This window comes from Terrabacter sp. 01T434 (assembly GCF_056398545.1).
In genome coordinates this window covers 73536-94482 of sequence record NZ_JBFTPP010000009.1, presented here as the reverse complement: position 1 = coordinate 94482, position 20947 = coordinate 73536, and the positions used below count along the sequence as shown (strand labels likewise).

General features: G+C 71.0%; 22 protein-coding genes. 11 read left to right on the top strand and 11 right to left on the bottom strand.

Going from position 1 to position 20947, the window contains the following annotated elements; translation table 11 throughout:
- Positions 1-38: 38 nt before the first annotated feature.
- From AC1DIW_RS18040 to AC1DIW_RS18005, 8 genes are all read right to left on the bottom strand, one after another.
- Positions 39-914 carry a hypothetical protein gene (locus AC1DIW_RS18040; protein ID WP_478109903.1) on the bottom strand — a complete coding sequence of 292 codons (876 nt, stop codon included), beginning with the start codon at positions 912-914 and terminating at the stop codon, positions 39-41.
- Positions 911-1414 carry a SigE family RNA polymerase sigma factor gene (locus AC1DIW_RS18035; RefSeq protein ID WP_478109901.1) on the bottom strand — a complete coding sequence of 168 codons (504 nt, stop codon included), beginning with the start codon at positions 1412-1414 and terminating at the stop codon, positions 911-913. Before AC1DIW_RS18035 ends, AC1DIW_RS18040 begins: the two co-directional genes overlap by 4 nt.
- 134 nt (positions 1415-1548) lie before the next feature.
- Positions 1549-2100, bottom strand: coding sequence for an NUDIX domain-containing protein (locus tag AC1DIW_RS18030; RefSeq protein ID WP_478109900.1), 552 nt, complete (start codon positions 2098-2100; stop codon positions 1549-1551).
- A 119-nt stretch (positions 2101-2219) separates the two neighbouring features.
- Complete coding sequence (locus AC1DIW_RS18025) at positions 2220-2699, bottom strand: nitroreductase/quinone reductase family protein (protein WP_478109899.1); 480 nt, start codon at positions 2697-2699, stop codon at positions 2220-2222.
- Between the two features lie 82 nt (positions 2700-2781).
- Entirely contained in the window at positions 2782-3390 is a 609-nt protein-coding gene (locus AC1DIW_RS18020; protein WP_478109897.1) for a methylated-DNA--[protein]-cysteine S-methyltransferase, read from the bottom strand.
- The gene (locus AC1DIW_RS18015; protein ID WP_442277157.1) at positions 3383-3883 is read right to left on the bottom strand and encodes an RNA polymerase sigma factor; all 501 of its coding nucleotides are present in this window, start codon (positions 3881-3883) and stop codon (positions 3383-3385) included. Before AC1DIW_RS18015 ends, AC1DIW_RS18020 begins: the two co-directional genes overlap by 8 nt.
- An 88-nt stretch (positions 3884-3971) precedes the next feature.
- Positions 3972-4484, bottom strand: a complete 513-nt coding sequence (locus tag AC1DIW_RS18010) for a methylated-DNA--[protein]-cysteine S-methyltransferase (RefSeq protein ID WP_478109895.1) — start codon at positions 4482-4484, stop codon at positions 3972-3974.
- Entirely contained in the window at positions 4481-5515 is a 1035-nt protein-coding gene (locus AC1DIW_RS18005) for a cation diffusion facilitator family transporter (RefSeq protein ID WP_478109894.1), read from the bottom strand. The genes AC1DIW_RS18010 and AC1DIW_RS18005 overlap by 4 nt, the downstream gene beginning before the upstream one ends.
- Before the next feature lie 131 nt (positions 5516-5646).
- Here AC1DIW_RS18005 and AC1DIW_RS18000 point away from each other — a divergent pair, with 131 nt between their 5' ends.
- Positions 5647-5841, top strand: a complete 195-nt coding sequence (locus tag AC1DIW_RS18000) for a CsbD family protein (protein ID WP_442277154.1) — start codon at positions 5647-5649, stop codon at positions 5839-5841.
- 126 nt (positions 5842-5967) lie between these two features.
- On the top strand, positions 5968-8367 hold the full coding sequence (locus tag AC1DIW_RS17995) for a phosphoketolase family protein (protein WP_478109892.1): 2400 nt from the start codon (positions 5968-5970) through the stop codon (positions 8365-8367).
- An 81-nt stretch (positions 8368-8448) separates the two neighbouring features.
- Here AC1DIW_RS17995 and AC1DIW_RS17990 read toward each other — a convergent pair whose 3' ends face one another.
- The 3 genes from AC1DIW_RS17990 to AC1DIW_RS17980 are packed head-to-tail and all read right to left on the bottom strand — an operon-like array spanning position 8449 to position 11601.
- Positions 8449-9237 carry a DeoR/GlpR family DNA-binding transcription regulator gene (locus tag AC1DIW_RS17990; RefSeq protein ID WP_442277152.1) on the bottom strand — a complete coding sequence of 263 codons (789 nt, stop codon included), beginning with the start codon at positions 9235-9237 and terminating at the stop codon, positions 8449-8451.
- A gap of 10 nt (positions 9238-9247) precedes the next feature.
- Positions 9248-10255 (bottom strand): 4-hydroxythreonine-4-phosphate dehydrogenase PdxA, encoded by a 1008-nt coding sequence (pdxA, locus tag AC1DIW_RS17985; protein ID WP_442277151.1) that lies wholly within the window; start codon positions 10253-10255, stop codon positions 9248-9250.
- Positions 10252-11601, bottom strand: a complete 1350-nt coding sequence (locus AC1DIW_RS17980; RefSeq protein ID WP_478109889.1) for a four-carbon acid sugar kinase family protein — start codon at positions 11599-11601, stop codon at positions 10252-10254. The genes pdxA and AC1DIW_RS17980 overlap by 4 nt, the downstream gene beginning before the upstream one ends.
- A gap of 245 nt (positions 11602-11846) precedes the next feature.
- Here AC1DIW_RS17980 and AC1DIW_RS17975 point away from each other — a divergent pair, with 245 nt between their 5' ends.
- The 9 genes from AC1DIW_RS17975 to AC1DIW_RS17935 are packed head-to-tail and all read left to right on the top strand — an operon-like array spanning position 11847 to position 20891.
- Positions 11847-13481: an ABC transporter substrate-binding protein gene (locus AC1DIW_RS17975; RefSeq protein WP_442277149.1), complete on the top strand. Its 1635-nt coding sequence runs from the start codon at positions 11847-11849 to the stop codon at positions 13479-13481.
- Positions 13482-13504: 23 nt separating this feature from the next.
- The gene (locus AC1DIW_RS17970; RefSeq protein ID WP_442277148.1) at positions 13505-14437 is read left to right on the top strand and encodes an ABC transporter permease; all 933 of its coding nucleotides are present in this window, start codon (positions 13505-13507) and stop codon (positions 14435-14437) included.
- Complete coding sequence (locus tag AC1DIW_RS17965) at positions 14434-15390, top strand: ABC transporter permease (protein WP_478109887.1); 957 nt, start codon at positions 14434-14436, stop codon at positions 15388-15390. The genes AC1DIW_RS17970 and AC1DIW_RS17965 overlap by 4 nt, the downstream gene beginning before the upstream one ends.
- On the top strand, positions 15387-16310 hold the full coding sequence (locus AC1DIW_RS17960; RefSeq protein WP_478109885.1) for an ABC transporter ATP-binding protein: 924 nt from the start codon (positions 15387-15389) through the stop codon (positions 16308-16310). Before AC1DIW_RS17965 ends, AC1DIW_RS17960 begins: the two co-directional genes overlap by 4 nt.
- Positions 16303-17151, top strand: coding sequence for an ATP-binding cassette domain-containing protein (locus AC1DIW_RS17955; RefSeq protein WP_442277145.1), 849 nt, complete (start codon positions 16303-16305; stop codon positions 17149-17151). Before AC1DIW_RS17960 ends, AC1DIW_RS17955 begins: the two co-directional genes overlap by 8 nt.
- Positions 17148-18131: an aldo/keto reductase gene (locus AC1DIW_RS17950; RefSeq protein WP_478109884.1), complete on the top strand. Its 984-nt coding sequence runs from the start codon at positions 17148-17150 to the stop codon at positions 18129-18131. Before AC1DIW_RS17955 ends, AC1DIW_RS17950 begins: the two co-directional genes overlap by 4 nt.
- A complete protein-coding gene (locus tag AC1DIW_RS17945) occupies positions 18128-18922 on the top strand; it encodes an HpcH/HpaI aldolase family protein (RefSeq protein ID WP_442277143.1) in 795 nt (264 codons plus the stop codon). The genes AC1DIW_RS17950 and AC1DIW_RS17945 overlap by 4 nt, the downstream gene beginning before the upstream one ends.
- Entirely contained in the window at positions 18919-20151 is a 1233-nt protein-coding gene (locus AC1DIW_RS17940) for a sialidase family protein (RefSeq protein WP_478109882.1), read from the top strand. The genes AC1DIW_RS17945 and AC1DIW_RS17940 overlap by 4 nt, the downstream gene beginning before the upstream one ends.
- Positions 20148-20891, top strand: a complete 744-nt coding sequence (locus AC1DIW_RS17935; protein ID WP_478109880.1) for an SDR family NAD(P)-dependent oxidoreductase — start codon at positions 20148-20150, stop codon at positions 20889-20891. The genes AC1DIW_RS17940 and AC1DIW_RS17935 overlap by 4 nt, the downstream gene beginning before the upstream one ends.
- Positions 20892-20947: the final 56 nt, after the last annotated feature.

Sequence of the window (20947 nt, the reverse complement as noted above, 5' to 3'; positions counted from 1 at the left end):
ACGTGAGGCCGACGTGAGGCCGGCTCAGCCGCGAGCCCTCACCGCTGCAGGGGCGGCAGCGTGCTCCCGTCGGGCAGCTTGCCCGCCGCCGGCGTGGACGGCACGACGCGGACGATGTCGCCGTACTGCTGCGCGATGAGGCCGGGCGAGGAGCCCTCGTCGGCCATCACGACGATCCGGTCGGTGCGGGCATCCTGCGTCACGGCGATGATCTCGATCCCCTTGGCGCGCCACAGCATTCGCTGGTCGACGATCTCCTTGGCCACCTTCTGCTTCTCCGCGAGCGAGTGCCTCATGACGACGAACTCCACGTCCGTCGGGGAGGGCATCGCGCCCGCCACGAAAGCCTCGAGGGCGGGGTCGTGGCGGGTGACCACGACGGCCACGCGAGCGCCGGTGGCGTCGACGGCATACGCCCCCGAGAAGACGTCGGGCCAGCGCGAGGCCACGGTGGGCTCGATGGCCTCGAAGGCGTTGGTCTGTCGCGTCGAGAGGGTGCCGAACCACCGGTTCGTGTCGCGGGCCGACGGCACGGACGGCGCCACGCCGGGCCCGCCGGGGGTCGCGGATCCCGAGAGTGACTCCGGGCTGCGGGCCCCGCTGCCCGAGCCGGCGGCTGACGAGTCCTGTTGGGCCGCGGGCGCCGACCCGGCGCTGGCGGTGCTCGTGGAGGAGCCCTGGTGGCCGACCACCCACGTGCCGCCGACCGCCCCCGCGACGACGACCGCGGCTGCGGCGCCGAGCAGGGTGGAGCGACGGCGGGAGGTGCGTGCGCGGCCGCGCAGGAGTGCCCGCTGGGCGAACAGGTCGTCGCGAGGCGGTTCGAGGTCGTTCATGGTGGACAGCACCTTTCGAAGCTGCGGCTCGCCCTCCTCCGGAGCCGCGCCCCGGCCCGGTGTCGTGTCGTCGCTCATGGGAAGGCTCCTGCCCCGGTCAGTGGTGGTTCGGCCAGACGGCTGCGCAGGACGGCGAGCCCGCGGGAGATCTGGCTCTTGATCGTCCCCTCGGCGACGCCGGTGCACTCGGCGATCTGGGGCACCGTGAGGTCCTCCCAGAAGCGGAGGACGAGGACCGCGCGCTGCTTCTCCGGCAGGTCGCGCAGCAGGTCGGTGAGTGTCATCGCGAGCTCGCGGTCGTGGTCGCTGGTCGGCGGCTCGGGGGTCTCGTCGGTGAGGACCTCGCGGCGCCGTTTGCGCTGGTCGTTGAGGTAGAGGTTCATCATGGTGCGCCTCGTGTAGGCGGTCTCGGCGCCGGTGGCGATGCGTGGCCACGCGACGTAGACCCGTGCCAGGGCCTCCTGGACGAGCTCGTCGCCGTCGGCCCAGCTGCCGCAGAGCAGGTAGGCGCGGCGGCGCAGCATCGTCTGCCGTTCCTGCACGAACGTGCGGAACGCGGCCTCGTCCCTGCGTCTCATGGGCTCCTGCCGGTCTGTGTCGTCAGGGTCTGAGTGTCCCCTACACCCCTAGACACCGGGGCACCCCGAACCGTTGCACCCGTCACCCGATCGCCCCGTTGGCGTATGCCGTGTGGCCGCGGACGAGGTCACGCTCAGGTGACGCGGCCCCGGGCCGCGAGCGCGAACATGAGGGCGGCGATGGTCTCACCGTCGGTGATGGTGCCGTCAACGACGAGCGTGAGCACGTCGGCGACCGGCACGCGACGGACGTCTCGGATGCCCTCCTCGTGGCGGGCCGCGGGGTCCTTGCCGGCGCCCGGGGCCGGTTCGAGCCCGGTCGCCAGGAACACGACCTCGGGGGCGCGGCAGACGCCGTTGAGGGCGTTCATGGTCCCGACCTGCCGCCACTCGCCCGCGACGAGCCCGGTCTCCTCGGCGAGCTCGCGCCGAGCAGCAACGAGGGGATCCTCGCCGTCGGTGCCGCCCGCGGGGACCTCGACCGAGGGGCCGACGGTGTGTCGGTCGACGGTGATGAGGACGATCTCGTCCTCGTCCGTCCACGCCACGACGAAGACCGCCGGCCGCTGCACCTCGACGACCCCGAAGATGCCGTCGCTCCCGTCGGGACGGGTCACGGCGTCCTCGCGGACCCGGATCCACGGGTTCTCGTAGACGACCCTGGTCGCACGCACGGGCCAGGTCACGCGGACTCTCCAGGGCGCATGCCCCGATGGTCGCACCTGTCCGGTCCTTCGTCGGGACGGACGCCGGCTCGGGACCCGGCGGGTCTCGGGACGTGTCGGGTCTCGGGACCTGGCGGGTGTCAGTCGGTGAGCGTGAGGAGGACGATGGCGCGCCCGCGGGTGCCCTCGCGCACCTCGTCGAGGGTCGGCGGGCGGTCGACGTTGACCGACAATCCGACGCGGTTCGCCTTCTTGGGACCGAGGTCCGTCAGCAGGCGGTGGAAGACCTCAGCGACGCGATCCGGGTCCTCCTCCAGCTCGGCATGCGCCTGGCGTCGCCGCCCGTCGATGGTCACCTCGAGGTCGGCGCCGCCCCTGAGGTTGAACCGCCAACGGCCCCCGCCGTACGTCAGCAGCTGTCCGTCGAGCTCGTGCCGTCCGACCGGTACGTCGTAGACCTTGCCGGTGCGGCGGCCTCGGACGTGCAGCACCAGCAGGCCCTTGCTGGCGATCCCGTGCAGCGGCGAGGCGAGGACCGCGCGAAGCACCGGGTTGAGGATCCTGACCATCGCGGCGGGGGCGAGGCGCTCCTCCACCGCCGGCTTCGGGGTGTCGGCCACGTCCTCAGCATGGCACCGGAGCGAGGACGTCGAGGGCGATCAGGACAAGCCGCGCCCTTCCCGCCGTCCCGTCCGTCCCGGCTCAGGCGGCTCGCTCGAGGGCGAGGAGGCGCTGCTTGGTGGGCAGGCCGCCGAGGTAGCCACCCAGCGACCCGTCCGAGCGGACGACGCGGTGGCATGGGACGACGATCGGCAGCGGGTTCGTCGCGCAGGCCGAGCCGACGGCGCGCACCGCCTTCGGGCTGCCGGACGCGACGGCGACCTCGGCGTAGCTCTCGGTCGAGCCGTAGGGGATCTCGCTGAGGTGATGCAGCACGGCGAGCCGGAAGCCGCGCGCCAGCCGGAGGTCGAGGGGGACGTCGAAGCCGTGCCGGCGACCGGCGAAGTAGTCGTCGAGCTCGCGGGCCAGCGGGTCGAGCCGATGGCCGCCGCGGAGGATCCGCGATCCGACGGACGCGGCAAGCGACTCGAGGACTCGGTCGTGGTCCTCGATCTCGAAGGCCACGCGGAGGACACCGTTCTCGGTCGCCGCGAGCAGGAGGGAGCCGACGGGGGAGTCGACGACGCGGTAGGTCGCGTCGACGGCGGACTCTGTCGAGGCGCGCTCGACCAGTGCTGCGTGGAGCGTCGCGAGGCGTTCGTCGTCCCCGGCCGCCGGACCGCTGAGGAGCTGCATCGGGTTGTCAGACATGGGTGCTCACCCTTCCGTGGGGTGCGTAGGTGGATCGAAGGCGCGCGATGCCGTCGGCGGCCGCACGGCGTGCGGCCGCAGGCGTGCCGCCGAGGATGCGGGCGACCTCGGGGTGGGGCAGGCCGGCGACGTGGTGGTAGGCCACGCAGAGGCGCTGCTTCTCGGGGAGCGCCGCCAGAGCCGTCCAGAGGTCACCGTCGGGCAGCGCCTCCTCGGGCTGGTCGGCGCGTGGGGCGGTGGCGTCCGGCACGTCGGCGACCGGGACCGCGTGACGGGCGCCTGCTCGGGCGACGTCGAGGGCCTTGCGGTGCGCGATGGTGACGAGCCAGGCGCGGACGTTCGCGTCGTCGGGCAGCTCGGGCCAGGCGCGCAGGGCCGAGAGGAAGGTCTCGGACCACGCGTCGTCGGCCTCGGTCGGGCCGAGCACGGCACGGCAGACGCGGAGCACCACGGCCCCGTGCTCGGTGACGGCCTGCTCGAACGGTCGCTTCATGTCCTGTAGACGCTCCGGCCCGGGAAGGTGTGAGGTCACCCAGTGTGGCGGATCGGACGTCGCGACCCCTCGGCGCGCGGTCGTCGGGTCAGAAGAGGCGGCCGGACTGGTCTGCGGGAGGCTCCTCGAGCGCGAGGAGGTAGCGCTTGCGAGCGAGCCCTCCGGCATACCCGACGAGGGAGCCGTCGGCGCCGATGACCCGGTGGCACGGGACGACGACGGCGATCGGGTTGCGGCCGTTGGCGGTGCCCACGGCCTGGGCGAGGTTGCGGTCCCCGAGCGCGCGGGCCAGCTGCCCGTAGCTGCGGGTCTCGCCGTACGGGATCTCGCGCAGCAGCGCCCACACCCGCTGGTGGAAGTCGTCGCCGCGCGGGGCGAGCGGCAGGTCGAACTCGGTCAGGGCGCCTGCGAAGTAGGCGGCGAGCTGCACCGAGGCCGCCGCAAACGGCTCGTCGACGAGGTCACCGACCTCGCCGAAGATCTCCGGGTCGTCGGGACGGTACTTCGCGGCGTCCATGAGCAGGTGCGTGACGGCGCCGTCCTCGGCGACGACGGTCAGGTCGCCGATCGGCGAGGGCACGACGACGTGCGCGCGGCTCATGCCTTGGAGTCGCCCCGTCCCGGTTGCGCCTTCGGGGCTGCCCCGTGCGCAGCGACGATGTCGTCGTGCGTCGGGATGGGGAACTCGGCGGCGTAGTCGCCGTAGGCGCGGGGGTCCTCGGAGGGCTCGAGGTGGCAGGTGAGGGCGATCTCGCCGAACTCCCGGTGCACGGTGTCCTCGACCTCCTCCATGAGGTCGTGGCCCTGCTGGACGGTCCACGCGCCGGGCACCAGCACGTGCACCTCGGCGAACCGGTGGTGGCCCGAGACGCGCGTGCGCAGGGCGTGGAAGTGGACCTCATGCGTGACGAACCGCGACAGGATCTCGGCGATGGCGCTGTTGTCCTCCTTGGGCATGGAGATGTCCATGAGCCCCTCGGTGGACTCGCGGATGAGCTTCCAGCCGGTCCAGACGATGTTGACCCCGACGAGGAAGGCGATGATGGGGTCGAGCCGCTCGACGTGGGTGAGGCCGACGAGGAGCACGCCGACGACGACGCCCGCGGAGGTCCACACGTCGGTCATCAGGTGCTTGCCGTCGGCGGTGAGCGTCAGCGACCGGTGGCGGCGGCCGGCCCGCAGGAGCACGACGGCGACGGCGCCGTTGACGGCCGAGGCGACGACCGAGATGGCGAGTCCGAGCCCGACGTTCTCGATGGGCTGCGGGTTGCGGAAGCGCTCGACCGCGGTGTACATGATCACGAGGGCGGCGACGAAGATCATCATCCCCTCGATGGCCGCGGAGAAGTACTCGGCCTTGGTGTGGCCGAAGTGGTGGTTCTTGTCGGCGGGCATGGCCGCCACCTTGAGCGCGATGAGCACGGCGATCGCGGCGACGAGGTTGACGACCGACTCGGCCGCGTCGGAGAGCAGCCCGACGGAGCCGGTGATGCGCCAGGCGATGACCTTGAGCGTGATCGTGACGACGGCGGCCGCGATGGAGAGGTAGGCGAACCGGCTGAGGTCTCGCGTCTGCGGCGCTCGTCCGGACGACGGGGACACCTCGGAGGCGGGATTCGGGATCGTGGTCACCCCTCCAGTGTCGCAAAGGCCACCCACGCCGTGCGCACACGACCCTCGCGGACGACTCGCCCGATGTGGTGGCGAACCACGGTGACCGGGTAGGGGAGAGGCATCCGATCGAAGGCGAAAGGGGCCCTGACATGGGTATCGAAGACAAGGCCAGCAACATGGGTGAAGACCTGAAGGGCAAGGCCAAGGAAGCCGCCGGAAAGGTCACCGACAACGAGCGGCTCGAGGCCGAGGGCAATCAGGACCAGGCCTCGGCTGACCTCAAGCAGCGGGGCGAGCAGCTCAAGGATGCGGGCAAGGACGTCAAGGACGCCTTCGACCGCTGACGTTTCCGGAGTGGGGTGGGCCGGTCCCGGAAGGGGCCGGCCCACTGCTCTGTCCGGGCCCTTGCCAGCCCGGCTGCGGTCCGTGAGGCTCGACGGGACGGACGACGACCCAGGAGAGGCCTTGCTGTGACGACGACGACCACGACGACCTCCGTGCCAGCGCCCACCGCAGACGAGATCGCCTCGATGGACGCGTGGTGGCGCGCGAACAACTACCTGACGATCGGGCAGATCTACCTGCAGGACAACGCGCTGCTGAAGCGGCCGCTCGTGCCGGACGACATCAAGCCGCGCCTTTTGGGCCACTGGGGCACGAGTCCCGGCCTCTCCTTCGTCTACACCCACATGTCCCGGGTCATCCGGCACACCGGTCAGGAGACGATCTACCTCACCGGCCCCGGGCACGGTGGTCCTGCGCTCGTCGCCGACGGCTACCTCGAGGGCACCTACTCCGAGGTCTACCCCAAGGTGACGTGCGACGCCGACGGTGTGCGGCGCCTCTTCCGGCAGTTCTCCGCGCCGGGCGGCATCCCGAGCCACGTGTCGGTGACGACCCCCGGCTCGATCCACGAGGGCGGCGAGCTCGGCTACGTCCTCGTCCACGCGTTCGGGGCGGTCATGGACAACCCCGAGCTGCTCGCGCTGGCCGTCGTCGGAGACGGCGAGGCCGAGACCGGCCCCCTGGAGGGCTCGTGGAAGGGGATCTCCTTCCTCAACCCGCGTCGCGACGGCGCCGTGCTGCCGGTCCTGCACCTCAACGGCGCGAAGATCGCCGGCCCGACGGTGCTCGGCCGCAAGGACCCGGCGGAGGTGCGCGGCCTGCTCGAGGGCCATGGCTACGACGTCCTGGAGGTCGAGGGGGACGACGTGCCGGGCATGCACGAGCGCTTCGCGCAGACGCTCGCGACGGCATACGACCGGATACGCGGCATCCAGCGGGAGGCGCGCGCGGACGGCTGGACCATGGGGGAGCGACCCCGGTGGCCGCTCATCGTGCTGCGCACGCCGAAGGGGTGGACGGGCCCCGCGGAGGTCGACGGCGTCAAGGTCACCGGCACGTGGCGCTCGCACCAGGTGCCGCTGTCGGGGGTCAAGGACAACCCCGACCACCTCGCGCTCCTCGAGACGTGGATGCGGTCCTATCGGCCCGAGGAGCTCTTCGACGAGTCCGGCAGGCCCAGCGACATTGTCCTGCAGGCGAACCCGCAGGGCGACCTTCGCATGAGCGCGTCACCGCACGCCAACGGTGGCGTGCTGACGAGGGACCTCGACATCCCGGACTTCCGGAACTACGCCCGGGACGTCCCGTCCCCGGCGAGCACTCGCGAGGAGTCGACGCGCGCCATCGGTGAGCTGATGCGCGAGCTCTACGTGCGCAACCCGACGACGTTCCGGCTCTTCAGCCCCGACGAGACGAACAGCAACCGCGTCGGCGCCGTCTTCGACGTCTCCGACCGGATGACAGCCGAGCGGGTCACGGACGAGGACGTCAAGCTCTCGCACGACGGCCGCGTCATGGAGGTGCTGTCCGAGCACTCGTGCCACGGCTGGCTCGAGGGCTACACCCTCACCGGTCGGCACGGGCTCTTCGCGACGTACGAGGCCTTCGCCATGGTGAGCGCGTCGATGACGGTCCAGCACAGCAAGTGGCTGCAGGAGGCCAACAAGCTCGACTGGCGGGCCAAGGTGCCGAGCCTCAACATCCTGCTGACGTCCACGGCTTGGCGCAACGACCACAACGGCTTCTCGCACCAGGGGCCGGGGCTCATCCAGACGGTCCTCAACGCCCGAGGGGAAGTCGCGCGCATCTACCTGCCGCCGGACGCGAACTGCCTTCTCTCCGTGGCTGATCACTGCTTCCGGTCGAAGAACTACGTCAACCTGATCGTCATCGACAAGCAGCCGCAGCCGCAGTGGCTGACGATGGACGAGGCCATCGCGCACTGCGCGGCCGGGGCCGGCATCTGGGACTGGGCCGGCAACGACGACGGCGACCGCGACCCCGACGTCGTGCTTGCCTGCGCCGGTGACGTCGTCACGATGGAGGTCGTCGCCGCGGCACAGATCCTCAAGGAGAAGCTGCCGCAGCTGCGGGTCCGTGTTGTCAACGTCGTCGACCTCATGACGCTGCCTCGGGCGCGCAGCCACCCCCACGGGATGGACGACGTGCGCTTCGGCGAGCTCTTCACGGACCACGTCGATGTCGTCTTCGCCTTCCACGGCTACCACGGCGCGATCCACCAGCTCGTCCACGGCCGGCCGGATGCCGACCGCTTCCACGTCCGCGGGTTCAGCGAGGAGGGCACGACGACGACGCCCTTCGACATGGTCGTGCGCAACGGCGTCGACCGCTACTCCCTCGTCATGGACGCCATCAACAACGCCGGGCGCCAGGTGCGCGGGGCGAGCGAGGTCAAGGCGTGGTGCGAGGCCCAGCTGGCCGAGCACCAGGACTACATCGTCGAGCACCTCGAGGACCTGCCGCAGGTGCGCGACTGGGTCATGACGACCGTCGTCGAGGACTGAGCCACGCGAGAAGCGGGCGTATGCCGTGAGGCCCGGCTGGCGGCATACACCCGCTTCTCGTCGGGTGCGTGACCAGCGAGCTCAGTCGCGTCGCGGCGCGACCACGACCTCGACGCCGTTGTCTCGGAAGGCCTGCAGCGCAACGGGATCGGCGGACTCGTCGGTGACGAGGGTCCAGTGGTGCGGCATGACGGCCCAGGCGTGGAAAAGGGACTGGCCGAGCTTGTCGGCGTGCGCGAGGACGTAGGTGTGCTCGGCCCGGCTCATCATGAGCTCCTTGAGCCGGGTCTGCTCGAGGTCGGCCTCGCAGATGCCGCGCTCGGCGTGGACGCTGTCGGCGCCCATGAAGGCGCGGTCGAACGACAGGCGCTGCACGGCGGCCTCGGCGAGCGGGCCGACGAAGGCCTGGCTCAGAGGGCGCAGCCGGCCGCCCAGGGCGATGACGTCGATGCCGACGCTGTCGGTGAGCGTGCCCATGGCGCTGATGCCGGCCGTGACGACGGTCAGCTCGGTCAGCTCGGGCGTCTTGGTGATGGCGTCGGCAAGGGCACCCATCGTCGAGCCGGCATCGAGGAGCACCGTCTCCCCGGGCTCGATCTGGTCGGCCGCCCAGCGGGCGATGTCGCGTTTGGCGGCATGCGCCTCGCCGAGCCGCTGGCGCAGCGAGGCCTCCGGGTGGTGGGCCAGGCTCATGACGCCGCCATACGTGCGGGCGAGCTTGCCCTGCGCGGTGAGCTTGGCGAGGTCGCGGCGGATCGTCGAGGCTGTGACCCCGAGCTGGTCGGAGAGCTCCTCGACGCTCGCGAGCCCACTGGTCGTGGCGAGGCGGACGATCTCGCCCCTACGCGTCTGTGCGGTGTGCTTCGCCACGCTGGGCACCTTAGGCGTCCGAAGGCCGGGGCGCCATCTCCGCGCCGAGGCGCAGCGCCTCGATCATCGACCGGTGGTCGGCGACACCGGTGCCGGCGATGTCGAAGGCGGTGCCGTGGTCGACGGACGTGCGGATCACGGGCAGTCCGATGGTGACGTTGACGCCGGCCTCCAGCCCGAGCACCTTGACGGGGCCGTGGCCCTGGTCGTGGTACATCGCGACGACGAGGTCGTAGTCGCCGCGCCCGGCGAGGAAGAAGAGCGTGTCTGCCGGCAGGGCGCCGTGCACGTCGATGCCGTCGGCGCGCGCGGCCTCGACACCGGGGTTGATCTTCGACTCCTCCTCGCCGTAGCCGAAGAGGCCGTTCTCCCCTGCGTGAGGGTTGATGCCGCAGACCCCGATCTTCGGGTTCGGGTTGCCGGCGTCGACGAGGGCCTGGTGGCCGCGGCGGATGACGCGCTCGACGAGACCCGGCTCGATGCGGGCGACGGCGTCGAGGAGACCGATGTGGGTCGTGACGTGGATGACCTTGACCCTCTCGGTCGACAGCATCATCGAGACCTCGGGAGTGCCGGTGAGGTGGGCGAGCAGCTCCGTGTGGCCGGGGAAGACGTGTCCGCCCGCGTGCAGCGCCTCCTTGTTGAGCGGGGCCGTGCAGATGGCCTGGACCTTGCCCGCCATCGCGAGCTCGGCGGCGACCCGGATGTAGTGGTAGGCCGCGTCGCCGGCGACGGCGGACAGCTGGCCGAAGGGGAGGTCGGCCGGCAGCAGCGCCAGGTCGATGACGTTGATCCGCCCGGCGGTCTCGCTCGCCTCCTCGACGTCGTCGATGGTGACGATGTCGACCGGCAGGCCGGCGATGTCGGCGGCCTGCTTGAGGCGGAGCGCGTCACCGACGACGACGACGCGGGCCATCGTCGCGACGTGCGGGTCGGCGAGCGCCTTGACGATGATCTCGGGGCCGATGCCGGCACCGTCGCCCATCGTGACGGCGATGCGGGGAAGGGCGACGCTCATGAGTTCTCCTCTGTGGTCGCGCCGGGCGTGACGCGGGTTGCGGTGTGAGTGGGTGCGGGATGGCGGGGTGCGCCGTCGCCGAGCAGGTGCTGGGCGACGCGGACGATCGAGCTCGGGTCGCCGAAGCTGCCGGGCCGGGTGACGACGAGACGGTTGCCCGGGCGGCGGCTGACGACGGTGCCCGTCTCGACCTCGGCGACGACGTCGACGGAGGTCACGTCGAGCCGGTCGAGGACGGCGCGGGCGGTTTCGCCGCCGGAGAGGAAGGCGACGTCGTAGCGGTCGAGGTGGGGTGCCACGGCGGTGGCGAGGGCGTCGGTGAGCTCGCGGGAACGGGCCGGGTCGGCCGGGGCGGCGGGATCCAGGGCGACGACGACAGTCCCGTGCGTGGGGAGGTCACCGACCCGAGCAGCCAATGCGGCCGGGTCGCCGAGCACATCGGTGGGCTGCAGCAGCAGCGTCTCCGCTGCGTGTGCGCGCACCTGCTCGATCTGCGCACCGACCCCGGCGGCACGGGTGCCGAGCACGACGAGCAGGGACGATGGACGCTGCTCCTCGAGCGCGTACGGTGCGTCACCGGTCGCCGCGGTTCGGTGCGCCGGGCGATGGTCGGGGAGGGCTCGGACGGCCGCGTCGGCCAGCGCACCCGAGCCGACGAGCAGGGTCCCAGAGCCGGTGGAGGAGCTGACGGCCGCGGCATGCACGACATCGAGGTCGGCGTCGGTCTCGGCGTCGCACACCGCCACGAGGCCGGCGTCCGCGGCTGCGGCGAGAGCTGCGGCGACAGCCGCCACGCCGAGTGCGACCGTGGCGTGCGGCACGTGCCTGGTCGGCAGAGGGGCGAGGGCCTCCGCGACTCGGGCGGGCGCGGTCGTGGGCTCGACGGCCCACAGGTCGGTCTCGTGCAGGGGAGTGCCCGCGACGTGCAGCACGCCGCCCCGCACGACGCGCTCGAGTGCGGGGTTGGTGACGGCCACCACGGGCGTGCGGTGCAGCTCTGCGGCCAGGGCGGCGACCTCGGCCGCCACGTGCCCGCGCAGGAGGGAGTCGACCTTCTTGACGACGACTGAAGCACTCGTGACGAGGGCGGCCGCTGCGCGCACTGTGCGCACCGCGTCCTGGGGAGCCATGCGTCGCGAGTCGGTGTCGACGGTGAGGACGACCGCGTCGGTCGCCGTCTCGGCGTCCGGGTCGCCAGCCGCGCTGGCAGGACCTGATGCTGCGTCGCGCGGGGAGACGGCGGTGAGAGCCACGGTGCTGCGCGAAACGCGCAAGAGTGCGTGTGATGCGCACTCGGCGGCGCCGCTCAGGTCGTCTGCGACGATTCCCAGGGACAGTGTGGCCATGGCTCCTCCTTCCCGTGCGTGAGGCGAGAATGCTTGTGCAGCAAGGAGGTTGGCGACCTTGCCGATGATGGTGAACGTGAGGGGCGTCCGTCGGCAAGATGTGCTGGCTGGCGTACGGCGGACCTTCCTTCACAAAAAACGCTACAGGTATTGCGCGAATCACGCAATGGTGCGAAGGTTGGTGAACTCCGAGGGGCGCATGGCGCGCCACCGACGGAGAGGCCACCGCTCAACGAGGAGTCCCGATGCCCCAGCACTCGCCCGCCATGCTTCCCCTGTCTGACCTGCCGGCGCGGGAGGTCTCGCGTCGTTCGATCCTCAAGTTCGCGTCGCTGGCCGGCGCCGGAGCCCTCTTCGCTCCCGCCCTCGCCGCCTGCGCCGGGCCCAAGAGCGCCAACAGCGCGAGCACTGCCGGCGCAGGGGCTGCGGGAGGCACACTGAGCATCGTGCTCAACCGCAACCTGGTCAGCCTCGACAACAAGCTGAACCAGTACGACGCGGCCGTCACCGTCCAGCGCGCCGTCCGTGAGGCGCTGACGAAGATCGGCGACGACCTCAAGCCCGAGCTCGTGCTCGCCGAGTCCTTCGAGCAGACGAAGCCCACGGTGTGGACCGTCAAGCTGCGGAGCGACGTCCACTACTCCGACAAGTCGCCGGTCACCGTCGAGGACGTCGAGACCGCCCTCAAGCTCTACTTCGAGGTCAAGGCCGGCTACGTCGCGTCGCAGTTCCCGGAGCAGCCCACCTTCACGAAGGTCGACGACAAGACCTTCACACTGACGACCAAGGTTCCTGTCGTCACGCTGAACTCGCTGATGTCCAACATCCTCATCACCCCGGCCAAGGACAACAAGGCCGAGGAGCTGAGCAACGGCCTCGGCACCGGCCCCTTCGTCATCGCGAACGCCGACACCGGCACGGGCACCTACACGCTGACCCGCAACGACAACTACTGGGGCACCAAGCCGGCGCTCGATACGGTCAAGGTCTCCTACCAGGAGGAGGAGGGCGCGCGCGTCATCGCGATCACCTCCGGCCAGGCCGACGTCATCGACACCATCACGCCCGAGTCGGCGACGGCGCTCAAGACGAAGTCCGACATCGACGTCATCGAGACGCCCGGCACTCGCCTGATCCATCTCTTCTTCAACTTCCGCAAGCCGGCGGGCCACCCGCTCGCCAACCCGAAGGTGCGCGAGGCGTTGACCTACGCAGTCGACCACGACTCGCTCATCAAGGCGCTCATGAACAACCAGGTCACCTCGGCCGAGGGGGTCGTGCCCAAGACGCTGGCCGGCTTCGCCAAGACGGGGGCGTACGCATACGACCCGGCCAAGGCCAAGCAGATGCTCGCCGACAACGGCGCGAGCGGTCTCAAGCTGACGTTCATCTGGGAGGACTCGGAGTTCGCCGGCGCCTCGCGCGTCCTCGAGGCCATCTCGCAGATGCTCGCCGCGGTCGGGGTCACGGCCACCCTCAAGATGATCCCGAAGGGTGGCGAGATCAACGCCTGGCGTCGCGGCGAGGCCGGCGACTGGGACGTGCTCGCCAACGGCTACGGCAATCAGACGGGTCTGGCCCTGACCAACCTCGTGGGACAGTACGGCGGCACGGCCGAGAAGGAGAAGACGCGCGACACCTACCAGGGCTTCGTCGTCCCCGAGGTCTCGGCGCTCCTCGACAAGGCCGGCGCCGAGGCCGACGAGGCCAAGCGCAACGACCTGCTGTCGCAGGCCCAGGAGAAGATCTGGGCGCTGTGGCCGGCCATGTGGGCCTGGACGCCGAACAACGTCCTCGCCAAGCGTAAGCGCGTCACCACGCTCAAGCTGCGGGCCATCAACTCCTACGACCTCGGCTCCGTGACCGTCGTCTCGGCCTGACCGGTCCAACCCCAGGTGATCCCATGTTGAACTACGTCCTCAAGCGCATCGGACAGACCGTCCTCACCGCGTTCCTCGCGACCGCGACTGTCTTCGTCCTGCTGCGGATCGCGCCGGGCGACCCGGCGGCGAACTACGCGCCGCCCAACCCGACGTCGGCCCAGCTCGAGGCCATCCGGGTTCAGTTCGGGCTCGACCAGCCGATCCCGGTGCAGTTCGTGACCTTCCTGCAGCACCTGTTCCAGGGCGACGTCGGCACGTCGTTCTTCTACAAGCGCCCCGCCCTCGAGGTCGTCCTGGAGCGGCTGCCCTACACCATCACACTGGCGGTGGCCGCGATCGTCGTCACGTCGGCCGTCGCGATCCCCCTCGGGGTCTGGATGGCACGACGGGCCAACACGGCCACGGAGCTCGGGGCCAACATCGGGACCATTGCCGGCCAGTCGATGCCGGACTTCTGGATCGGCTTCGTGCTGCTCATCCTCTTCGCGGTGCAGCTCCAGTGGTTCGCCCCGGCCGGCTTTGACTCACTGGCCTCGATCGTGCTGCCGACCCTGACCGTCGCGATCCTCCAGATCGCGCTCATCTCCCGGCTCGTGCGCCGCGAGATGGTCGTCAACCTCGCCTCGCCCTACCTGACCGTGGCGCGGTCGCGGGGCATCTCCGAGCGGGCACTGACCTGGCGCTACGCCTTCGGCAACTCGGCGCTGCCTGTCGTGACCGCCCTCGGCACGCGCTTCGCCGCGATGCTCAACGGTGTGGTCATCGTCGAGGTCGTCTTCAACTGGCCAGGGGTCGGCGAGCTCGTCGTCAACGCCCTCAAGCAGCGCGACTTCCCGCTCATCCAGGCCACCGTCCTCGTCACCGTGGTGCTGGCGCTCGTCGTCCAGCTCCTCGTCGACCTGCTCTACCCGCTCATGGACCCGCGGGTCCGTCTCGGAGAGGCGAGCGCATGACCACCTCCACCCCGAACCTGCCCGGTCACCCGCAGGTCCCGAACCTCAGCGAGGTGCCGGGCTCGATCCTCGGCCGCGACTCCGCGGTGACGAAGGTGCTGGCGCGCCGCTCGGCCGCCGCCCGTCGCGCCCGCTACAGCACGATCAAGATCTGGGTCGGCGCCATCTGCACCGGAGTCGTCGTGATCCCGGTCGTGCTGGCCCGCGTCCTGCCGCTGCCCGACCCGATCGTCGGCGCCCTGTCCGAGTCGTCGCTGCCGCCCTTCAGCAGTGGCCACCTCTTCGGTACCGACCCCAACGGGCGCGACCTGCTCAGCCGCATCCTCAACGGCGGTCAGACCTCGCTCGTCATCGGCTTCCTCGCGATCTTCGTGTCGGGCCTCGTCGGCATCGTCGCGGGAGCGGCGGCCGGCTACTTCGGCGGCTGGGTCGACACCACCGTCTCCCGCCTGCTCGAGGCGCAGATGTCGCTGCCCCTGCTGCTCATGCTGCTGCTCGTCGTGGCGCTCTTCGGCCCGTCCATCCCGGTGATCACCCTGGTCATCGCCTTCGCGCAGTGGCCCGAGCCGGCCCGCATCACCCGCGCGCTCGTGCTCGTGGAGCGCGAGAAGCCCTACGTCGCGGCGGCGCGGGTGCTCGGCCTCCAGCGGATGTCGATCATCACCCGCCACGTCATCCCGAACATCCTCCAGCAGGTCCTCGTCGTCGTCCTGCTCCTGCTCGCCCAGGCGGTCCTGCTCGAGAGCGCGCTGTCGTTCCTCGGGGCCGGCGTGCAGCGTCCCTACCCGACCTGGGGTGGCATCATCTCCGACGGACGCGAGCTCTTCGTCACGGGCAAGTGGTGGCTCGTCACGATCCCGGGCATCGTCATCGCCCTGCTCGTCGTCGGCGTCAACCTCATGGGTGACGGCCTGCGCGACCGTGTGCGCCGTGCGAAGGGAGACCAGTCATGAGCGTCCTCGAGGTCACCGACCTGCAGGTGGAGCTGATGGTCGGCGACGGCAACGTCGTGCGGGCCGTCGACGGGGTCAGCTTCCACATCGACCGCGGCGAGACCGTCACCATCATCGGCGAGTCCGGCTCGGGCAAGTCGACGACGGCGATGGCCATCCTGCGACTGCTGCCCGACGACCTCGCCGTCATCTCCGGCGAGGCGCGCATCGGCGGCCAGGACGTCACCGGCGACCGCAAGGTCATCAACGCCCTGCGCGGGCGCACCGTCGCGCTCATCCCGCAGGACCCGATGACGGCGCTGAACCCGATCCGCACCGTCGGCCGGCAGATGTCCGAGGCCGTCCGCATCAAGTACCCCAAGCTGAGCAAAGCGGAGGCGAAGGCCAGGGCACTCTCGCTCATGGAGCAGGTGCACATCCGCAACCCCGCGAGGCAGTACGACGCCTACCCGCACCAGCTCTCGGGCGGCATGCTCCAACGCGTCCTCATCGCGATGGCCGTCTCGACCGACGCCGACCTCATCGTCGCCGACGAGCCGACGAGCGCCCTCGACGTCACGGTGCAGGCCGGCATCCTCGACCTGCTGCTCGAGCTGCAGGAGCAGACGGGCATCGCGCTCCTGCTCATCACGCACGACCTCGGCGTCGCGCGGCTCATGAGTGACCGCATCCACGTCATGAAATCGGGCGTCTTCGTCGAGAGCGGCCCCGTCACCGACGTCGTCGACCACCCCCAGCACCCCTACACCCAGAAGCTGCTCGGCGCGATCCCCGAGCTGGGTCCCTGGCACGACCCGGCGGCCACCGTACCGACGGCGTATGCCGTGAGCGACGTCCCGGACACCAGTGACCCCGTCGGGCAGGCAGAGCCGACGGCAGCCGGCGACCCCTCCCTCGTGAAGGAGACCACGCATGGCTGAGGACCTGCTCACCGTCAGCAACCTCGTCGTCGAGTACGGCACGGGCAAGGACGTCTTCCGCGCCGTAGACGACGTGTCGTTCAGCGTCCCGCGCGGCGGCACCCTCGCGATCGTGGGGGAGTCCGGCTGCGGCAAGTCGACGATCGCCAAGGCGCTGGTCCGGCTGCTCAAGCCGACCTCCGGAGTCATCGACCTCGAGGGCACCGACCTCGCGCAGCTCACCGAGAAGCAGCTCCGCCCGCTCCGGCACCGCGTGCAGATGGTCTTCCAGGACCCGTACGGGTCCCTCGACCCACACCTCACGGCGCAGGAGATCGTCGCCGAGCCGATCGCGGTTCGTGGAGAGAGGTCTCGAAAGGTCCAGCGCGACAAGGCGGCCGAGCTCATCGACCGCGTCGGCCTGCCGCGCACGGCGCTCGGTCGCAAGCCCCCGGAGTTCTCCGGCGGGCAGCGCCAGCGCATCGGGATCGCGCGGGCGCTCGCGTCCGGCCCTGAGCTGCTCGTGTGCGACGAGGCGACGAGCGCCCTCGACGTATCGGTGCAGGCGCAGGTGCTCGAGCTGCTCGCCGACCTCCAGGCCGAGACCGGGCTGACCTACCTCTTCATCTCGCACAACCTCGGGGTCGTGCGGGCCATCTCGCAGGACACGATCGTCATGCGGGCCGGCCGCATCGTCGAGAGCGGGCGCACCGACGACCTGCTGTCGCGCCCGCAGGAGGACTACACCCAGCGACTGCGTCGTTCTGCCCTGGAGCCCGGACTCATGACGGGCATCAAGCCACGCCACCTCATCCGCCACATCGCCGCCTCGCGGGCGGCCGAGACCGAGAAGGCCTCATGACCCTCCCCACCACCGACCTCCCCGGACTCGAGCAGCCGCTGTCGCAGCTCGTGCTCGGCACGATGACGTTCGGCGACACCGTCGATCTCGACACCGCGCGCACCATGGTCGACACGGCGCTCGACGCCGGCATCACCTCCCTCGACACCGCCAACGGGTATGCCGCCGGGCGGAGCGAGGAGATGCTCGGCGAGATCCTCGCCGGCCGCCGTGACGCCGCGACGGTCGCGACCAAGGCCGGCATCTACCCGGGCGACGCGGGTGGCGCGCCGCTGCTGTCGGCCGCCGGCCTGCGGTCGTCGCTCGAGGCGAGCCTGCGCCGGCTGCGCACCGACCACGTCGACGTCTACTACCTCCACCAGCCCGACCGCTCGGTGCCGATCGACGAGACCGTCTCTGCCCTCGGCGAGCTCGTCAAGGAGGGCAAGGTCCGCACGATCGGCGTCTCCAACTTCTCGGCGTGGCAGGTCGGCGACGTCTTCGCCGCGTGCGATGCCCTCGGCACGCCGCGACCCGTCCTCGCGCAACAGCTCTACAACCTCGTCGCCCGGCGGATCGAGGCGGAGTATGCCGAGTTCGCGACGACGAAGGGGCTCGCGACGATCGTCTACAACCCCCTCGGCGGTGGCCTGCTCACGGGCCGCCACTCGTTCTCGGAGTCGCCGACCGAGGGCCGCTTCGGCTCGTCGGCCCTCTCGACGATGTACAAGGACCGCTACTGGAACGCCGAGACGTTCGCGGTCATCGAGGCCCTCGGCGCCATCGCGGCGGAGGCCGGCATCACCCTTCCCGAGCTGTCGCTGCGCTGGCTGCTCTCGAAGCCGGTCGTCACCTCGGTGCTGCTCGGCGGATCCAAACCACACCAACTGGAGGCCAACATCACTGCCGCACAAGCCGGTCCGCTCCCCGCCGACGTCGTCGCCGCATGCGACCAGGCCGGCCTGGCCATCGCCGGTTCCATGCCGGGGTACAACCGATGAGCACGGCGATGGAGCGCAGCCGCGAGCGGGTCCTCGGCTACGCCCGCCGGGTGCGGGCGCGCGAGACGATCCTTGGCTACTGGGTCATCATCGACTCGCCGGTGTCGACCGAGCGCCTCGCACGCCTCGGCTACGACTACGTCTGCTTCGACGCCCAGCACGGGCTGCTCGACTACAAGGGCATCCTCGCCGGCATGACGGCCATCGATGCCGGCGGTGAGTCCGTCGGCATGGTCCGCGTCGGCGCAAACGACCCGTTCCTCATCGGCCAGGCGCTCGACTCGGGCGCAGCCGGCATCATCGTGCCGCTCGTCAACACGGCCGAGGACGCCGCCCGCGCGGTCTCCTACGCCAAGTACGGCCCGGCCGGCATCCGGTCCTACGGCCCGATGCGCTCCCAGCTCCGGATCGGCCCCAACCCGGCCGACTCCAACGAGGCGACGATCGTGCTGGCCATGATCGAGACGCCCCAAGGTCTCGAGAACGTCGAGGCCATCGCGGCGACGCCCGGCATCGATGGCCTCTACATCGGCCCGTCCGACCTGCGCCTCGCCGTCGGCGGCGCGACATCGACCGACCCCGCCGTCGACGACGTCTTCGAGGCCGCCGTCGAGCGAGTGCTCGCCGCGGCCGAGGCGGCCGGGATCGCGGCCGGGTTCCACACGCCGAGTGGAGAGGTCGCCGCCAAGCGCCTTGGCCAGGGCTTCACGCTTGCCACCGTCAGCTCCGACCTCATCCACCTCGAGCAGGCCGCGACGGCCCACCTCAAGGCGGCGCGGGGCGAGTCGTGAGAACGGCCGACACCACCAGCGACGCCGTGGTCACCGATGGTGTCCTGCGCCCGCGCGACGCAGGCGGCCACACGGCATACCTCCCGACTCCGACGGTGCAGTGCCACGCGGCCAACCTCGCGTGGCTGCCGAACGGCGACCTCGCCTGCGTGTGGTTCGGCGGCACGCAGGAGGGCGTCAGCGACATCACGGCGTACCTCTCCCGTCTGCCGGTCGGCTCCGACACGTGGCTCGACCCGGTGGCGCTCAGCGACGACCCGACCCGGTCGGAGCAGAACCCGATCCTCTTCACCGCTCCCGACGGCGCGGTGTGGCTGCTCTACACAGCTCAGGTCGCTGGCAACCAGGACACCTCTGAGGTGCGCCGCCGCGTGTCGCGCGACGGCGGGGCCACGTGGGAGCCGCCGACGGTGCTGCTGCCGGCGACGGACGCCGGTGGCGTCTTCGTCCGTCAGCCGCCGGTCGTGCTCGCGAGCGGCCGCATCCTGCTGCCCGTCTTCAACTGCACGACCGTGCCTGGGGAGAAGTGGGTCGGCAACGAGGACACGTCGAGCGTCTGGTGGAGCGACGACGGTGGCGTCACGTGGAGCGAGTCCGAGGTGCTCGGTTCGCTCGGCTGCGTCCACATGAACGTCATTGTGCGACAAGACGGCTCGCTCTGGGCATGCTTCCGCAGCCGGTGGGCCGACCACATCTGGGAGACGACGTCGAACGACGACGGCCTGACCTGGGCCGAACCGACGCCGACCGTCCTGCCGAACAACAACTCGTCCATCCAGGCCGCCTCGACGGGTGGCCTCGAGATCGCGCTCGTCTTCAACCGGAGCTCGGCTGCCGACGCCACCGAGCGGCGCGTGTCGCTCTACGACGAGATCGACGACGAGGGCGTGCGCGACGGCATCGACGGGCCGGTGCTGGCCGAGCCCTCCCTCGACGCCGGGGACGACCGACCCAAGGCCTTCTGGGGTGCACCACGGGCACCGATGACGTTGGGCTTGAGCCCCGACGAGGGACGCACCTGGCCGGTCATGATCGACCTCGAGACGGGGGACGGCTACTGCATGTCGAACAACTCCCGCGACGGACTCAACCGCGAGCTCTCCTACCCCTCGGTGCTGCCGGGGCCGGACGGTGACCTGCACGTGGCGTTCACCTACCACCGGCGGGCCATCAAGCACGTGCACCTGCCCAGGGACGTCGTCGACCGCCTCCGGGGCCCATCCCGGTGACGGCGCCGAGCTCGCCCGAGGAGGCCTCCACCCCACCTGACGCGCGCGAGACACGCACGGCGGTCGTCACGGGGTCCAGCTCGGGCATCGGGCTCGCCATCGCCTCCGACCTTGCCGGTGCCGGGTGGCACGTCCTCGGGCTCAGCCGCTCCCGCGGCGCGCTGCCGGACGCCGCCACGTGGGTGCCGTGCGACCTGGCTGACGTGATCTCAGCCGGCGAGGCCGTGCGGTCGGTGCGCGAGACCGCGACCGGCGGCGTGGACGCCATCGTCCACGCCGCCGGTCTGCAGTTCTCCGCCGGGGTCGACGAGCTGCGTCCCGACCAGGGCGCGCGCATGTGGGCCGTGCACGTGCGCGGAGCAGAGCTCGTCGTCGGGGGCCTCGTCGATGTCCTCGGCGACGGGCGACGCGTCGTGCTCGTCGGCAGCCGCACCATGACCGGGGTGCCCGGCAAGAGCCAGTACGCCGCCACGAAGGCCGCGCTCGCCGCGATGGCTCGCGCGTGGGCGGCCGAACTCGCGTCGCGCGGGATCACGGTCAACGTCGTCGCGCCCGGGCCGACCCGGACGGCCATGCTCGAGGACCCGAACCGTGCGTCAGTGCCGCCGGTGGTGCCGCCGCTCGGGCGCCTTGTCGAACCCGCCGAGGTCGCCGCGTTGACCCGCTTCCTTCTCGACCCGAGCGGGACGATGATCACCGGCCAGACGTTCGTGATCTGCGGCGGCGCATCGCTCTCCTGACACCGCCGGGGGCAGGGTCGCTATCAGCCCGGCGTAGCCGGTCCAGTGCGCGTGCC